The organism is Pseudomonas sp. SD17-1, from assembly GCF_029201585.1.
Taxonomy (GTDB): Bacteria; Pseudomonadota; Gammaproteobacteria; order Pseudomonadales; family Pseudomonadaceae; genus Aquipseudomonas; species Aquipseudomonas palmensis.
In genome coordinates this window covers 2,405,855-2,422,353 of record NZ_CP104044.1, presented here as the reverse complement: position 1 = coordinate 2,422,353, position 16,499 = coordinate 2,405,855, and the positions used below count along the sequence as shown (strand labels likewise).

General features: G+C 66.1%; 13 protein-coding genes. 1 reads left to right on the top strand and 12 read right to left on the bottom strand.

Features of this window, described 5'->3' with window-relative positions:
• Positions 1 to 4 precede the first annotated feature (4 nt).
• The 5 genes from N0B28_RS11040 to N0B28_RS11020 form a co-directional block, all read right to left on the bottom strand.
• On the bottom strand, positions 5 to 721 hold the full coding sequence (locus N0B28_RS11040) for an ABC transporter ATP-binding protein (RefSeq protein WP_043864043.1): 717 nt from the start codon (positions 719 to 721) through the stop codon (positions 5 to 7).
• 2 nt (positions 722 to 723) lie between these two features.
• Positions 724 to 1,497, bottom strand: coding sequence for an ABC transporter ATP-binding protein (locus N0B28_RS11035; RefSeq protein ID WP_043864044.1), 774 nt, complete (start codon positions 1,495 to 1,497; stop codon positions 724 to 726).
• A complete protein-coding gene (locus N0B28_RS11030) occupies positions 1,494 to 2,735 on the bottom strand; it encodes an ABC transporter ATP-binding protein (protein WP_043864045.1) in 1,242 nt (413 codons plus the stop codon). The genes N0B28_RS11035 and N0B28_RS11030 overlap by 4 nt, the downstream gene beginning before the upstream one ends.
• Before the next feature lie 12 nt (positions 2,736 to 2,747).
• Positions 2,748 to 3,686, bottom strand: coding sequence for a branched-chain amino acid ABC transporter permease (locus N0B28_RS11025; RefSeq protein ID WP_043864046.1), 939 nt, complete (start codon positions 3,684 to 3,686; stop codon positions 2,748 to 2,750).
• Between the two features lie 143 nt (positions 3,687 to 3,829).
• Positions 3,830 to 4,978: a branched-chain amino acid ABC transporter substrate-binding protein gene (locus N0B28_RS11020; RefSeq protein ID WP_052504315.1), complete on the bottom strand. Its 1,149-nt coding sequence runs from the start codon at positions 4,976 to 4,978 to the stop codon at positions 3,830 to 3,832.
• Positions 4,979 to 5,341: 363 nt separating this feature from the next.
• On the opposite strand from N0B28_RS11020, the gene N0B28_RS11015 reads away from it, so the two are divergent.
• The gene (locus N0B28_RS11015) at positions 5,342 to 6,067 is read left to right on the top strand and encodes a FadR/GntR family transcriptional regulator (RefSeq protein ID WP_043864047.1); all 726 of its coding nucleotides are present in this window, start codon (positions 5,342 to 5,344) and stop codon (positions 6,065 to 6,067) included.
• Between the two features lie 27 nt (positions 6,068 to 6,094).
• On the opposite strand, the gene N0B28_RS11010 is transcribed toward N0B28_RS11015, so the two are convergent.
• The 7 genes from N0B28_RS11010 to N0B28_RS10980 all read right to left on the bottom strand — a co-directional run bounded on the left by N0B28_RS11010 (position 6,095) and on the right by N0B28_RS10980 (position 16,374).
• The gene (locus tag N0B28_RS11010; protein ID WP_275731796.1) at positions 6,095 to 7,546 is read right to left on the bottom strand and encodes an NAD-dependent succinate-semialdehyde dehydrogenase; all 1,452 of its coding nucleotides are present in this window, start codon (positions 7,544 to 7,546) and stop codon (positions 6,095 to 6,097) included.
• A gap of 64 nt (positions 7,547 to 7,610) precedes the next feature.
• Entirely contained in the window at positions 7,611 to 9,296 is a 1,686-nt protein-coding gene (locus N0B28_RS11005; RefSeq protein ID WP_102063820.1) for a thiamine pyrophosphate-binding protein, read from the bottom strand.
• A gap of 27 nt (positions 9,297 to 9,323) precedes the next feature.
• Positions 9,324 to 10,520, bottom strand: a complete 1,197-nt coding sequence (locus tag N0B28_RS11000; protein WP_275731793.1) for an FAD-dependent oxidoreductase — start codon at positions 10,518 to 10,520, stop codon at positions 9,324 to 9,326.
• 33 nt (positions 10,521 to 10,553) lie between these two features.
• A complete protein-coding gene (locus N0B28_RS10995; protein ID WP_104572562.1) occupies positions 10,554 to 11,366 on the bottom strand; it encodes an NAD(P)-dependent oxidoreductase in 813 nt (270 codons plus the stop codon).
• A 33-nt stretch (positions 11,367 to 11,399) separates the two neighbouring features.
• Entirely contained in the window at positions 11,400 to 12,602 is a 1,203-nt protein-coding gene (locus N0B28_RS10990) for an aminotransferase class I/II-fold pyridoxal phosphate-dependent enzyme (protein ID WP_043864052.1), read from the bottom strand.
• Between the two features lie 3 nt (positions 12,603 to 12,605).
• Positions 12,606 to 14,258: a hydantoinase B/oxoprolinase family protein gene (locus N0B28_RS10985; RefSeq protein ID WP_236171901.1), complete on the bottom strand. Its 1,653-nt coding sequence runs from the start codon at positions 14,256 to 14,258 to the stop codon at positions 12,606 to 12,608.
• A gap of 40 nt (positions 14,259 to 14,298) precedes the next feature.
• Entirely contained in the window at positions 14,299 to 16,374 is a 2,076-nt protein-coding gene (locus N0B28_RS10980) for a hydantoinase/oxoprolinase family protein (RefSeq protein ID WP_275731789.1), read from the bottom strand.
• Between the last annotated feature and the right edge of the window lie 125 nt (positions 16,375 to 16,499).

The window sequence follows — 16,499 nt, the reverse complement described above, 5'->3', positions numbered from 1 at the left end:
GCGCCTACTCGCCCAGGTACGCCTTCTGCACCTGCTCGTTGTGCAGCAGGTCGCTGGCCTGGCCTTCCAGCGCGATGCGCCCGCCATCGATCACATAGGCGCGCTGGCAGGTCTGCAAGGCAAGCCTGGCGTTCTGCTCCACCAGCAGCAGGGTCACGCCGCCCTTGACCACCTCGACGATGGTTTCGAAGATCTTCTGCACGATGATCGGCGCCAGGCCCATCGACGGCTCGTCGAGCAACAGCAGCTTGGGCCTGCCCATCAATGCCCGGGAAATCGCCAGCATCTGTTGCTCGCCGCCCGACATGGTGCCGGCCAGCTGAAAGGCGCGCTCCTTGAGCCGCGGGAAGATGCCGAACATCCGTTCGATATCGGCCTGGATCGCGTCCTTGCCGTCGGTTCGCGAGAACGCGCCCATCTCCAGGTTCTCGTACACCGTCAGCTTGGGGAAGATCCCGCGGCCTTCCGGCACCAGCGCCAGGCCCTGGCGGATCAGGTCGTAGCTCTTGATCGCCGCATGCGCCTTGCCATCGAAGGTGATCTGCCCGGCCACCGGGCTGAGCAGGCCGGCCAGGGTCTTGAGGGTGGTGGTCTTGCCGGCGCCGTTGGCGCCGATCAACGCGACCATTTCGCCCTCGCGGATGTGCAGGTCGATGCCCTTGATCGCCTGGATGGCCCCGTAGGCCACCTGCAGGTCGCGTACTTCAAGAATGTTCTTCATGTTCAGGCCACCGCCTCCGAACCCAGATAGGCCTCGATTACCCGAGGGTCCCTTTGCACATCGGCCGGCAGGCCATCGGCGATCTTCCTGCCGAATTCCAGCACGGTGACGTGATCGCACAAGCCCATCACCAGCTTCACGTCATGCTCGATCAGCAGCACCGTCTTGCCGTCGGCCTTCATCTTGCACATCAGCTGGCGCAGGCCTTCGGTCTCGGAGGCGTTCATGCCGGCCGCCGGTTCGTCCAGGGCAATCAGCAAGGGTTCGGTGGCCAGCGAGCGGGCAATTTCCAGACGCCGCTGGTCGCCGTAGGACAGGTTCTTGGCCAGCTCCCCGGCCAGGTGCGCGATGCCCACGTAGGCCAGCCAGTGCCGCGCAGCCTGGCGAATCTCGCGCTCTTCGCGCACGCAGGCCGGGGTGCGGAACACGGCCCCGAACACCCCGCAGCGGGTGCGTACATGGCGACCGATCATCACGTTTTCCAGCGCGGTCATGTTGTGGAACAGCCGGATGTTCTGGAAGGTGCGCGAGATACCCGCCTCCACCACCTTGTGCGGCTTGCTGATGTTCAGCGGCTTGCCGTCGAATTCGACCTTGCCCTCTTCGGCCCGATACAGCCCGGTAAGCACGTTGAACAGGGTGGTCTTGCCCGCGCCGTTGGGGCCCAGCAGGCCGCGGATCTCGCCGCGCCGGATCGACAGGTCGATGCCGTGCAGGGCCTGCAGGCCGCCAAAGAACTTGCTGACCGAACGCAGCTCCAGTAATACGTCGCTCATACCTTGTCCGCCTGTTGGGCCGGGTGATCGAAGGCCGGCGTGCTCGCGGGCACCGTGGTGCTCAGCGCGGTCGCCGCCGGGGTGGGCTCGGGGTCGCCGTCATGCAGCTCGGCGCGGCGCCGGTTGGACGGCCACAAGCCCTCGGGCCGGTAGCGCATCACCAGAATCAGCGCCAGGCCGAACACCAGCATGCGCAGGGTCGAGGCATCCAGCACGTTGCGCAGCACCTCGCGGCTGACGAAGGTCACGTTGTCCATCACGAACGGCTGTATCCAGTTGACCAGGTCGCGGAACACCTCGGGCATCACCGACAGGATCAACGCCCCCAGCACCACGCCGCGAATCGAGCCCATGCCGCCGAGCACCACCATCGCCAGCACCATGATCGACTCCATCAGGGTGAATGACTCGGGGCTGACGAAGCCCTGGTAGCTGGAAAACAGCACCCCGGACACCCCGCCAAAGGTCGCGCCCATGGCAAATGCCAGCAGCTTGAGGTTGCGCTTGTTCAGGCCCATGGCCTCGGCCGCCACCTCGTCCTCGCGCAGGGCCATCCAGGCCCGCCCGATGCGCGAGACTTCGAGGCGCTTGGACAGCACGATGGCGAAGATCACCACCACCAGGAAGAACAGGTAGTAGCTGATCACCGGGGTGACCTTGAGCCCGAACAGGCTCCATGAGGTCTGCAGCGACAGCAGCGCCTCGGGCGCCTGCCCTGCGGCATGCGACCAGGCCCCACCGTCGATGTGCAAGGGTGCGATGTTGCTGATGCCCTGCGGTCCGTTGGTGATGTTCACCGGCTGGTCGAGGTTGTTCATGAAGATGCGGATGATCTCGCCAAAGCCCAGGGTCACGATGGCCAGGTAGTCGCCGCGCAGCTTGAGCACCGGGGCGCCGATCAGCACCCCGCAGATGGCTGCGGCAATCGCCGCCAGCGGGATGATCACCCACAGCGGCCAGTTCAGCACGCCGTCCACCAGCCCGGCCATGTTCAGGTGCGGCGAGGCCAGCAAGGCATACAGGTAGGCGCCGATGGCGTAGAAGCCGATGTAGCCCATGTCGAGCAGGCCGGCGTAGCCGATCACGATGTTCAGGCCCAGTGCCAGCAGCACGTAGAGCATGGCAAAGCCGAGGATGCGTACCCAGGTGGGCCCCAGGAACGGAATGCTGTCGACGACGAAGGGCAAGGCCACGAACGCCAGGATCAGCAGCAGGTACTGTGCGGTTTGGTTTTTCATGTGCGTTGCCTCCTAGGCCCGGTCGGCCTGGCGTTCGCCCATCAGGCCGTTGGGTCGGAACAGCAGCACCAGAATGAGCACGGCGAACGCGAAGATGTCCTGGTAGTTGGCGCCCAGGAAGCCCCCGGTGAGGTGGCCGGTGTAGCCGGCGGCCAGCGACTCGATCAGGCCCAGCAGCAGCCCGCCGGCCATGGCCCCGAACAGGTTGCCGATGCCGCCCAGCACCGCCGCCGAGAAGGCCTTGAGCCCCAGCAGCAGGCCCATGTAGGCGTCGGCCTGGCCGTAGTTGACCGCGCGCATCACCCCGGCGATGGCGCCAAGCCCGGCACCGATCAGGAAGGTCGCGGAAATCACCCGGTTGATGTTGATGCCCATCAGCCCGGCCACTTCCTGGTTCTGCGCGGTGGCGCGCATGGCCTTGCCCAGGCGGGTCTTGTCGACCAGCAGCCACAGCCCCAGCATGATCACCACCGAAATGATCATGATGCTCATCTGCACGTTGGTGACGGTGGCGCCGAACACCTCGATCGGGCGGGTTTCGACCACTTCGGGGAAGGTCTTGTAGCCACGCCCCCAGATCATCATCGCCAGGTTCTGCAAGGCGATCGAGATGCCGATCGCGAGGATCAGCGGGGTCAGGCGCGGGGCCTTGCGCAAGGGCCGGTAGGCGAACTTCTCCATGCCCTGGGCCATCAGCATGCACACCGCCGCCGCCACCATGATCGCCAGCAGCAGGGTCAGGATGCCGGGCGCAAAGCCCATGCCCGCGAGCATGCTCAGCACCGAGATGGTCACCATGGCGCCCACCATCACCACCTCGCCGTGGGCGAAGTTGATCAGGCCGATGATGCCGTAGACCATGGTGTAGCCCAGGGCTACCAGGGCATAGATGCTGCCCAGCACCAGGCCGTTGAGGACCTGCTGCAACAAGATATCGAAATTGCCTTCCACGAGCTGAATCCTCAAAACTGCGTTGTCGCTCACCGCGTGCGCTGGCAACAGCGACGCGGCGGCATGCCTGGCAGGTCAGAAATGAACGCTTCTTATTGTTGCGAGCCGGGCGGCCCGCTTGTTATTCGAGGTAGAGCAACGGCTCAGTCGCGCTCGACCGAGAGGGTTTTCCAGCCGCCGTCGGCAAACTGGAACACCGTGGCGGCCGGGCTTTTCAGGTTGCCGAATTCATCGAATGCGATGGTGCCGGTGACGCCCTCGTAGCTTTCGCTCTTGAGTACCGGCAGGTACACGGCAGGGTCGGCCGACTGCGCCTTGACCATGGCGGTGATCGCCGCCCAGGTGGCGTCGTACGCCGCCGGCGAGGACTGCACCACGCCCGTGCCGAACTTGGCCTTGAGCTTCTGCTCGAACGCCGCGCCCTTGGGCATCTCCAGCAACGGGGTGCCGTAGTTCCAGGCGTACACGCCCTCGGCGGCGCTGCCGGCCATCTTCTTGAACTCGTCGTTGGGCAGGTTGCCGATGTTCATGAACCTGGCCTTCAGGCCCAGGTTCTTCATCTGCTTGGCCATGGGGGCGGCCTGGTAGTCGAGGGCGGCGAAGAACACCGCATCGACCTTCTGCGACTTGGCGGTGGTGAGGATGGCATTGAAGTCGGTGGACTTGTCGTTGGTGTATTCGCGTACCACCACGTTGCCACCGGCGGCCTTGACCGCCTTGGTCACTTCGTCGGCCAGGCCCTGGCCGTAGGCGGTGCGGTCGTCGAAGATCGCGATGCGCTGGGCCTGCAGGGTCTTGACCAGGTAGTTGCCGGCATAGCGGCCGAGGGTGGCGTCGTCGTTGACCACGCGAAACACGGTCTTGATGCCCTGGCGGGTCAGCGCCGGGTTGGTCGCCGACGGCGAGATCTGCGGGATGCCGGCATCGGCGTAGATCTTCGAGGCCGGGATGCTGGTGCCCGAGTTGTAATGCCCGATCACCACCGCCACCTTCGAATCCACCAGGCGTTGCGCCACGGCGGTACCGGTACGCGGGTCGGCCACATCGTCCTCGGACACCAGTTTGAACTGGGCCACCTTGTCGCCCAGCTTCAACTGCTGCTGGTTGGCCTCTTCGATGGCGATGCTCACGCCATGTTCCACATCCAGCCCCTGGTGCGCAGAGGGCCCGGTCAGCGGGCCGGCAAAGCCGATCCGTACCAGCTGGGTGTCCGCCGCGTTCGCCGTGCCAGCCCCTATCAGTGTTGCCATCAGTGCAGCAAGGGCGGTCAAACCCCGGTTGTTCTTATTCATTCTCAGCTCCCAGTAATCATTGGACGAACTGCACACGCCTGGCCAACCTCGCCGGCGCACTTGTAAGATAACAGTCAGCAGGCAACTGTCAATGGGTGTATGCTTGAGGAAAATGAAAATGCTGACAAAAGCCACGCACGCCTTGATCCATGCACCTTAACGAGGCATGGGATTGCAGTAGAATCAGGCGCTTGCACCATAACAAGTCAGATGTTTGATAACATATGGCTACATTTTCGCCGCTACTTCGGGTTTTTAGCGGGTCGGGTGAAATCGACGCAGATCGCGTTTGACGGATGCGCCAACCTGTTCAACCATTCAATCCATCGTGATGAGCACATCAGTTTCAGGAGCTACACAACTATGAATGCGTCGTTTGGAACGCGCAGGGCCAATCTGGCGGAGACAGTGATCCACGAGCTGTCCAACCGGATCGACAATGGCACATACGGGCCGGGGCAGAAGCTTCCGTCCGAACAGGAGCTGTGCAAGGAATTCGGCGTCAGCCGCCCTGTGATTCGCGAGGCCGTGGCCTCGTTGCGTCTGGGCGGTCGGCTGATCGCCCGCCAGGGTGTAGGCGTGTTCGTGGTCGAGCAGGACGTCAAGCGCCTGGGCTTTGCCCTGAGTACCGCAGTCGATGACGTGCGCGCCGCCGCCCACGTGCTGGAACTGCGCCTGGGCATCGAGACCGAGTCGGTCGCGCGTGCCGCCGAGCGCCGCAGCCCCACCAGCGTGGCGCAGATCACCGAGGCCTTCGACCGCTTCAACGCGCTGGACGGCTCCAACCTCGAGGAAGAGGCCCGTGCCGACTTCGAGTTCCACCTGGCGATTGCCCGCGCCACCAACAACCCGCACTTCCCGCAGCTGCTCGAAGCCCTGGGCCCGGACATCATCTTCGACCTCAACCTCAAGCACGGCCAGTCCACCGGCAAGAACCGCCTGGCGCACATCAAGAAGATCGGCCGCGAACACGGCGCGATTCTCTCGGCCATCAGCATGGGCGACGTCAACGCCGCCCGTTCGGCGGTGCGCAAGCACCTGGAAGAAAGCCTGTCGCGTTACCAGCGCCTGGTCGACAGCGGCGACTGAGCGGCGCTGTCGCCCTGCCCTGGCGGGTCAGCCCAGGCCCAGGCACACGTACTTGATCTCGAGGTAATCCTCGATCCCGTAGCGCGAGCCTTCGCGCCCCAGCCCCGATGACTTCACACCGCCAAACGGTGCGACCTCGGTGGCCAGCACGCCGACATTGACGCCGACCATGCCGTACTCCAGGGCCTCCGAGACCCGCCAGATCCGCCCCACATCCCGTGCATACAGGTAGCAGGCCAGGCCGAACTCGGTGGCATTGGCCTGGGCGATGACCTGTTCTTCGCAGTGAAAGCGAAACAGCGGCGCCACCGGCCCGAAAATTTCCTCGCGGGCCACGCGCATGTCCGGTGTCACCTCGGCCAGCACGGTGGGCTGGTAGAACGCCTCGCCAAGGGGGTGGCGCCGGCCACCGGCGACCAGTCGCGCGCCGCCTTCCAGTGCTTCGCTCACCATCGCCTCGACCCCGGCCACGGCCTTGGCATCGATCAGCGGGCCGACGGTGGTGCCGGCCTGGCTGCCCTCGCCCACCACCAGCTCGCCGACCCGCTGGGCAAAACGCTCGACAAAGCGCTCGTAGATGCCGTCCTGGATGTAGAAGCGATTGGCGCACACGCAGGTCTGCCCGCTGTTGCGGAACTTGGCCACCAGTGCGCCCTCCACCGCCGCTTCAAGGTCCGCGTCGTCGAACACGATGAAGGGCGCGTTGCCGCCCAGCTCCAGGGTCACCTTCTTCACCGTGGCCGCGCTTTGCTGCAGCAACTGGATGCCGATGGGCGTGGAGCCGGTGAACGACAGCTTGCGCACCACCGGGTTGGCGGTCAGTTCGCCACCGATGGCGGCCGAGTCGCCGGTCACCACGTTGAGCACGCCACGCGGTATGCCCGCGCGTTCGGCCAGCACGCACAGCGCCAGGGCGCTGAACGGGGTCTGCGAGGCGGGCTTGAGCACCAGCGTGCAGCCGGCCGCCAGGGCCGGGGCGGCCTTGCGCGTGATCATCGCCGCCGGGAAGTTCCACGGCGTGATCGCCGCGCACACGCCAATCGGCTCCTTGGTCACCAGCAGGCGTCGGTCGGCCTGCGGCGAGGGGATCACGTCGCCATACAGGCGCTTGCCCTCCTCGGCATAGAACTCCACATAGGCTGCGGCGAAGGCGATCTCGCCACGGGCCTCGGCCAGGGGCTTGCCCTGCTCGGCGGTCATGATGCGCGCCAGGTCTTCCTGGTGCAGGAGAATTTCGCGAAACCACGCCTGCAAGCGGCTGGCGCGTTCCCTGGCGGTGAGGGCGCGCCAGGCCGGCAGCGCCGCCTGGGCGGCGAGCACGGCGCGGCGGGTTTCGTCGGCGCCCATGCGCGGCACGCCACCCAGGCGCTGGCCGGTGGCCGGGTTGGTCACGTCAATGCTGCGGGCGCTGTCGGCGCCCACCCAGGTTCCATCGATATAGCAACGTTCACGCAGCAGATCAGGATCGGCAAGGTTCATGCTGATGGGCTCGCAGGGGAATGAAGGAAACGGCGGGAGGCAGACCCTGCCCCCGCCTGGAGGGTCAACGCGACGCCAGGGCCTTTTCGCGGATCTGGCTGAGGGTCATGCGCGGGGTCAGCGCCTCGGGGTCGATCTGCACCTCGATCAGCGCCGGCTTGCCCGATGCCTCGCAACGCTCGAACGCACCCGCGAACTGCTCGGTGGCGCTCACCGTTTCGGCATGCAGGCCATAGGCCCGTGCCAGCGCGGCGAAGTCGGGGTTGTGCAGGTCGGTACCCGACACCCGCCCCGGGTAGCTGCGCTCCTGGTGCATGCGGATGGTGCCGTACATGCCGTTGTTCACCACCACCACGATGACCCGTGCGTCATAGTGCGCGGCAGTGGCCAGCTCCTGGCCGTTCATCAGAAAGCAGCCATCACCGGCGAACGCCACCACGCTGCGCTGCGGCGCGGTGAGCTTGGCCGCAATCGCCGCCGGCACGCCATAGCCCATCGAGCCGTTGGTGGGCCCCAGCAAGGTGCGAAACGCCTGGTGCTGGTAGCCACGGTGCACCCAGCCGGTGTAGTTGCCGGCACCGCAGGTGATGATGCTGTCGGCGGCCAGGTGCTGGTTGAGCCAGGCGATCACCTCGCTCATTTGCACCGCGCCGGGCGAACGCGGGCATTCGAAGTTGGCCCGGTAGCCGCTGTTCAGGCGCTGTACCCACTCGGCGAATGCCTGCGGCTTGACCGGCGCCAGCGCCGCCAGTTGCGCGGCGATGGTCGGCATGCCGGCGTTGATCGCCAGGGTCGGCTGGTACACCCGGCCCAGTTCCTCGATGCCGGGGTGAATGTGCACCAGCGCCTGCCTGGGCACCGGAATGTCCACCAGGGCATAGCCGCCGGTGCTCATCTCGCCCAGGCGTGCACCGATCACCAGCAGCAGGTCACTGCTTTTCACCGCCTCCACCAGCTCGGGGCCGGCGGCAAGGCCCAGGTCGCCGGCGTACTGGGGCAAGGTGTTGTCGAACAGGTCCTGGCAGCGGAACGAGGCCGCTACAGGCAGGTTCTGGGCCTGGATGAAGCGCCGCGCATCGGCCACCGCCGCGGCGGTCCAGCCGCCACCGCCCAGCACCACCAACGGGCGCTGTGCCTCGCCCAGCAGAGCCTGCAGGCGCTGCAGGTCGGCAGATGCCGCCGCCGCTTCGATCCGCCGGGCCGGGCCGGCATCGGCCACTGCCACCCGATCCGTCAGCATGTCTTCGGGCAGGGCCACCACCACCGGGCCGGGGCGGCCGTTGGTGGCGCGGTGGAACGCCTGGCTGAGCAGCTCGGGCAGGCGCGCGGCATCGTCGACCTCCACCACCCACTTGGCCATCTGGCCGAACATGCGGCGGTAGTCGATCTCCTGGAAGGCTTCGCGCTCCACCTGGTCGCGGGCCACCTGGCCGATGAACAGGATCATCGGCGTGGAGTCCTGGAAGGCGGTGTGCACGCCGACCGAGGCATTGGTCGCCCCCGGCCCGCGGGTGACGAAGCAGATACCCGGCTTGCCGGTGAGCTTGCCGTAGGCTTCGGCCATGTAGGCGGCGCCGCCCTCCTGGCGGCACACGATCAGCTCGATATCGTCCCTGGCATCGTGCAAGGCATCGAGCACCGCCAGGTAGCTCTCGCCGGGCACGCAGAACGCGCGTTCCACGCCATTGATGCGCAAGGCATCGACCAGCACCTGCCCGCCCGTGCGCAGCCCGTTGTTGTCAGTGTTCATCTTGTTGTTCTCCATCAGGCGGCGCGGTCAGATGACCGAGTCTTCCAGGAAAGGACGGTTCTCGATCACCCGTTGATAACTCAGGGCACTCAGGTCCAGGGTGCGGTAGCCCCCGTAGATGATCAGCTCGCTCAGGCCGCGGCCGATGGCCGGCGCCTGCTGCAGGCCGTGGCCACTGAAACCGTTGCAGAACAGGAAGTTGCGCACCTGGTCATGGGGGCCGACGATGGCGTTGTGGTCGAGCACGCAGAAGTCGTAGTGCCCGGCCCAGGAGTTGACCACCTTGATCGCCTCGAACGCCGGCACACGCTCGGCCAGCACCGGCCACACCTCTTCCTCGAACTCGTCGTGCATCACGTCGAAGTCGCTGAAATCCACCTCCGGGTCGTGGCGTGGGTAGGTGCCGCCCAGGTACAGGTGGCCTTCGGGGCGGAAGAACACCCCGGTGGGGTCGATGGTCAGCGGCACGGTGCCGGGCAGCGGCGTATGGCAGTCGAACACGAACAGCGAACGGCGCCGCGCCTCCACCGGAATGTCCAGCCCGGCCAGGCGCGCCACCTGGCGTCCACGGGTGCCGGCGGTGTTGACCAGTTGGCCACAGCCGATCAACTGGCCATCGTCCAGGCGCACACCGGTGATCACATCACCCTCGCGCAGCACCTGGACCACTTCGTTCTCGACATACTCCACGCCCAGGCTGCGGGCCTTTCTGCGAAAGCCGTTCATGATCCCGTAGTTGTCGAACCAGCCCTCGTCCTTCTCGCCATAGGTGCCGCCGGCCAGGCTGTCGGGGTTGACCCACGGGAAGCGGCGGATCAGCGCCTCGGTGTCCAGCAACGTGACGTCGGCACCGTTGTCCAGCTGGGTCTGGTGCAGACGCCTGAGCACGTCGAAGCCTTTCTGGTCGGCCAGGAACAGGTAGCCGTTCTCCTTGAAGGCCAGGTCGGGCCTGTCGCCATTGACCGCCATCAGTTCGGGGAAGTCGCGGATGAACTGCGCGCCAAAGCGCGAGATCTGGATGTTGATCGGGTTGGAGAACTGCACCCGGATAGAGCTGCTGGACAACGCCGTGGCCGATTGGGCATAGGTCCAGTCGCGCTCCACCACCAGCACCGAGCCGGTGAAGTCCGGGTTGCTGGCCAGAAAGTACGCGGTGGCGCTGCCATTCACCGCACCGCCGACGATCACCACATCGTAATGCTGCTTTGTTGCTGTCGAAGCCATGGCTGGGGTCTCTTCAAAAGTGCTCGGAAAAGGTCATTTCGGGTCTTCGAAGTGGCCGGCGCCGGCGAAGTTGCCGCCGTGGTAGCGCGCCGCCGGCTCGTTCGGGTCCAGCGGCGGGTGCTCGGCCAGGACCTTCTCGCGGTAGTCGTCGGCGCTGTCCGTGGGCACGTAGCCGAGGGAGGACGCCAGGCGGTTGTCCCACAGGGTTTCGCGGTTGTCGGACATGCCGTACACGATCATGTGGCCGACCCGTGGCGCCAGCAGCGAGCGCTCGCACAGCTGCGCGAAGTCGGCGAACGACAGCCAGGTGGCGAGCATGCGCCGGTCCAGCGGCTCGGGGAACGAGGAGCCGATGCGCAGGTTCACCGACTCGATGGCGAACTTGTCCCAGTAGTAGCGGCCCAGGTCCTCGGCAAAGCACTTGCTCACCCCGTACAGGCTGTCGGGGCGGTGCGCTGCGCTGGCGTCGATGGTTTCAGTGCGGTCATAGAAGCCGATGGCGTGGTTGGAGCTGGTGTAGATCACGCGCTTGACGCCATGCTGGCGCGCCGCTTCATAGATGTTGTAGGTGCCCACGATGTTGCCGTTGAGGATCGCCGCGAAGGTGTCCTCCACCGGCACGCCGCCGGCATGGATGATGGCATCCACGCCCTCGGCCAGCGGCAGCACATCGGCCAGGTTGCCCAGGTCGCAGCGCACCAGCTCTTCGTGCGGCGCGGCGCTGCCCATGTCGGCGATATCGGTCAGGCGCAGCTCGTCGGCAAAGGCCTGCATGTGCTTGCGCAACACGCTGCCCAGGCGGCCGGCTGCACCGGTGATCAACAAACGTTTGAACGGCTTGCTCATGCTTGAAACCTCGTGAAAGTCGGTTTGTCGTTACTAGGCCAGCGCCGCGAACGCATCGCGCAGCTGCCCCAGGGCCTGCTCCAGCTCCTGGCGCGAGGTGGCGAACGACAGGCGAATGTAGGGTTCGAGGCCAAAGGCCGAGCCCGGCACCGTGGCCACCTTGCCCACCCGCAGCAGGTAGCTGGCAAGGTCGGCGTCGGTTTCGATCACCTGCCCGTCCGGCGTACGCCTGCCGATGAACGCGGCGCACTGCGGGAAGGCATAGAACGCGCCCTCGGGCATCTGCAGGCTCAGCCCCTCGATGGCCGCCAGGCCCTCGACCACCAGCGCCCCTCGGGCCTGGTACTCGCGATTGGCCTGGCGCACGAAATCCTGCGGGCCATTGAGCGCCGCAGCAGCCGCCAGTTGCGAAATGGTCGACGGGCAGGTGGTGGTCTGCGACTGGGTCTTGTTCATTGCCACGATCAGCTCGCGTGGCCCGGCCGCATAGCCCAGGCGGTAGCCGGTCATGGCGTAGGCCTTGGACACGCCGTTGATCAGCAGGGTGCGCTCGCGCAGGTGCGGGCAGGCGCTGACGAACGACACGAACGGCTGCCTGCCCAGCACGATGTGCTCGTAGATCTCGTCGGAGATCACCAGCACCCGGGGGTGGCGCTCCAGCACGGCGCCCAGGGCCGCGAACTCTTCACGGCTGTAGATCGCCCCGCAGGGGTTGTTCGGCGAGTTCAGCATCAGCCAGCGGGTACGCGGGGTGATGGCGGCCTCAAGGCGCGCGGCATCCAGCTTGAAGCCGTGTTCGGCGCCGCACGGCACCACCTTCGGCACGCCACCGTTGAGCATCGCCATGTCGGTGTACGACACCCAGTACGGCGCTGGCGTGAGCACTTCATCGCCCTGCTCCAGGGTGGCGAGAAACGCATTGAACAGCAGCTGCTTGGCGCCATTGCCCACGCAGATTTCGTCCAGTGCGTAGCGCAGGCCGTTTTCCCGCTCGAACTTGTCGACGATGGCCTGGCGCAGCACCTCCAGGCCATTGGGCGCGGTGTAGTGGTTGTTGCCCTCGAGCATCGCCTGGTGCGCGGCCTCGATCACGTGGGCCGGGGTGTTGAAGTCCGGTTCGCCCAGGCTCAGGTTGATCACCGGCTCGCCCTTGGCCAGCATCTGCTTGGCCAGCACCGATACCGCCATGCTCGGCGAGCTTTTCACCGCCCGCACACGGGCACTCTGAAAGTCCATGGGTCAGCCCTCCTGGCCGGGTTCGAAGGCGTAGTCGTCGCGTGCCTGGCTGGCACTGATGTAGCCAAAGCGCAGGTCGCGCGCCACCTCGTGGCGTGGCCGCTGGCGCGGGTCGCCGTAACCGCCGCCACCCGGCAGGCGCAGCACCAGGCGCCGATCGGCCGGCACGAACTGCTGGCCCTTGCCGCGCAGCAGGGTGCCGTCGTCCAGGCCCACGTAGCCCTGGGCCCCCTCCTTGCCCCCCTCGAGCCCACGCGCCGGGTACTGGATGCGGTCGAACATGGCGCTGAAGCGGAAGCTGTAGCCTTCGGCGGCCGACACCTCGATTTCCTGGCCCAGGCCGCCGCGCAGCAGGCCGGCACCGCCAGAGCCTTCGCGCAGTTCCTTGCGCCACACCACCACCGGGCCGGCCTGTTCGGTGGCTTCCACCGGCATGGTGTGCACGCCGCTGGGGAACGCGGTGGCGCTCAGGCCGTCCATGCCGGAGCGCGCGCCCATGCCGCCGCTGTTGAACATCAGCATCTCGGCGTTGCGCCCGGTCGGGTTGCTGTCCAGCGGGCGCACGCTCAGGTGCAGGTTCCACAGTGCGCTGGCGCCCTCGGCCGGCACCTGGCCGGGCAGGCACTTGTGCAGCGCACCCAGCACCAGGTCGGGCACGAAGTGGCCCAGTACATGGCGTACCGATACCGGCGCCGGGTGCTTGGCATTGAGAATGCAGCCTTCGGGCGCAGTGACCGCAAAGGGCTCCAGCGAGGCGCTGTTGTTGGGGATCTCCGGCGCCACGATGCACTTGAGCCCGTAGCAGGCATAGGCCTTGGCGTAGCCCAGCGGCACGTTGATGCCGAACTGGCTCATGCCCGAGGTACCGCTGAAGTCGGTGAGAATGCCGTCCGGGCCCACCGTCAGGGTCACCGCCAGCGTCACCGGCACGTCGTAGCCGTCCAGGGTCATGCTGTTGTGGTAGGTGCCATGGGGCAGCGACTTGAAGCATTCCAGGGTGGCGCGGCGGCTGTGCTCCAGGATGAACCCGCCGATGTGTTCCAGGTCGTCCAGGGCAAACTCGTCGAGCATGCTCAGCAGGCGTTTGTGCCCGGTCTCGTTGCAGGCCGACAGTGCGTAGAAGTCGCCGACCACGCGGTCGTTCTCGCGCACGTTGTTGCGCAGGATGTTGATCAGGTCGCGGTTCACCTGGCCGCGCTCGAACAGCTTCATGATCGGGATGAACAGGCCTTCCTCGTACACCTCGCGGGCATCCGGGCCGAAACCGCGCCCGCCGATGTCCACCACGTGGGCGGTACTGGCGAAGTAGCCGATCAGCCGGCCCTTGTAGAACGAGGGCGAGACGATGGTGATGTCGTGCAGGTGCCCGGTGCCCTTCCACGGGTCGTTGGTGACGTACACGTCGCCTTCGAAGATGTTGTCCGGGCCGATGTCGTTGATGAAGTGCACCACCGCCTCGGCCATGGTGTTGACGTGGCCGGGGGTGCCGGTGACTGCCTGGGCCAGCATGTTGCCGGCGCGGTCAAACACCCCGGCCGAGAGGTCGCCGGCTTCGCGCACGCTGGTGGAGAACGCGGTGCGGATCAGGGTCAGGGCCTGTTCTTCGACCACCGACACCAGGCGGTTCCACATCACCTGCATTTGAATATCGATCATTGTTTCGCTCATGGGTTATCGCCTTCCAAACGAATGCGGCTTAGCGCCGGACGACCAGCAGGCAGCCGTCGGGCTGGACCGTGGCGGTGAACGAGGACGACACGAAGGTCGAGGTTTCGCGCTCGGCGATGATCGCCGGGCCATCGATGCGCGCACCGACCTGCAGCGCTTCGCGCTGGTAGATGCCGGCATCGACGAAACCGCCGGCGACCACGTCGAACACCTGGCGACGCGCCACTTCGTGGGCGCGGTGCGAGGCCTTGACCTGGCTGGCCAGCGCCACGGGCGGCAAGGGCGAACTGGCCTTGACCGACCAGCTGACGATCTCCACGTCCGGGCCTTCGATCGGGCGACCGAAGAACACCGTGTAGGCCGCCTCGAACAGCGTCTTGAACTGCGCCGTGTCGCTGTTGCTGAAAGCCTTGAACGGCAGGCTCACGGGGATCTCCCAGCCCTGGCCGACGTAGCGCATGAACGCGGTGCACTCCATCTCCGGCTCGCCCTCGGGCATGCCCTGGCGCAGGAAGCCCAGGGCCTCGGCCTTCATGTCGTCGATCAGTGCATTGACCTGCCCCGCCTCGAACTCGGCCAGGCGCACGAAGGCGCTGCGTACCGCTTCATAGCCGAACGGCGCACGCAGAAAACCGATGGCCGACCCTACCCCGGCGCCGGCCGGCACCAGAAAGCGCGACACACCCATCTTTTCGCACAGACGCGCGGCGTGCAGCGGGCCACCGCCACCAAAGGTGATCATGGTGTAGTCGGCAATGTCCTTGCCGCTCTCCACCGCGTGCACCCGGCCGGCGTTGGCCATGTTCTCGTCGACCACTTCGCAGATGCCGAAGGCGGCGGTGCGCGGGTCCATGCCCAGCGGCTGGCCGATCACCCGGTCCACCGCGCTGGCGGCGTTGTCGACCGACAGGCGCAGCGCGCCGCCGGCAAAATTGTCGGCATCCAGGCGGCCCAGCAGCAGGTTGGCATCGGTGATGGTCGGCTCAAGGCCACCGCGGTCATAGCAGGCCGGGCCCGGCTCGGACGCCGCGCTGTGCGGGCCCACACGAATCTGGCGCATGCTGTCGATGCTGGCGATGGAACCGCCGCCGGCGCCGATCTCGACCATCTCCACCACCGGGATGGAAATCGGCATGCCGCTGCCCTTCTTGAAGCGGTAGGTGCGCGCCACTTCGAAGGTCTTGGCGGTCTTGGGCACCTGGTTCTCGATCAGGCAGATCTTGGCAGTGGTGCCGCCCATGTCGAACGACACCACCGCGTCGAGCGCGTATTTGCGCGCAATGTCGGCGGCGAAGATCGCCCCGCCCGCCGGGCCCGACTCCACCAGGCGCACCGGAAACTCGGCGGCGCTCTGCACCGAGATGATGCCGCCGCCGGAATGGATCATGAACACCGGGCAATCGGCGCCGGCGGCCTTGAGGGTGACCACCAGGCGGTCCAGGTACGACTTGATCAGGGGTTTGACGTAGGCGTTGGCGCACACGGTGTTGAAGCGTTCGAACTCGCGCATCTGCGGCGAGACTTCGCTGGAGATCGAAATCGACAGGTGTGGCAGGCGTGCCTGCAGGGCGTCGCGCAACAGGCGCTCGTGGGCACCATTGATGTAGCTGTGGATCAGGCCGATGGCCACGCTCTGGTAGTCGCCCTCGCCGATGCGCTGCACCAGCGCGTCGATATCGGCCTGTTGCGGGGCGATCAGCACGTTGCCGCGTACGTCCAGGCGCTCGCGCAGGGTGTAGCGGTGCTCGCGCTCGATCAGCGGCGGTGGCAGGGCAATGTTGATGTCGTACTGCTCGAAGCGGTTTTCGGTGCGCATCTCCAGCGTGTCGCGAAAACCTTCGGTGGTGATGAACGCAGTGCGGGCGCCGCGGCGCTCGATCAGGGCGTTGGTGGCCAGGGTGGTGCCGTGGATCAGCTGCTCGATATCCGACAGCTTCAGGCCTGCCGCGTCGACGACCGCCTGCACACCCGTGAGGATCGCACGCTCGGGCAATGCGTAGTCCGTCAGAATCTTGGTCGAGTGCAACACCCCGCCGACATCCAGCGCGATATCCGTAAAGGTCCCACCTATGTCCACGCCGACTCGGCATGCTGTAGCAGTCATCGTCGTTCCCCTGAATTCTTGTGCTTGTCACACCCGACTGGTTGGCGGGCTTAATGTAAGTTATATGTTGTCTTACAGGTGGTCAAGCACTAACACCACGCTTTTCCACCCTCGCCCGGGCTGGC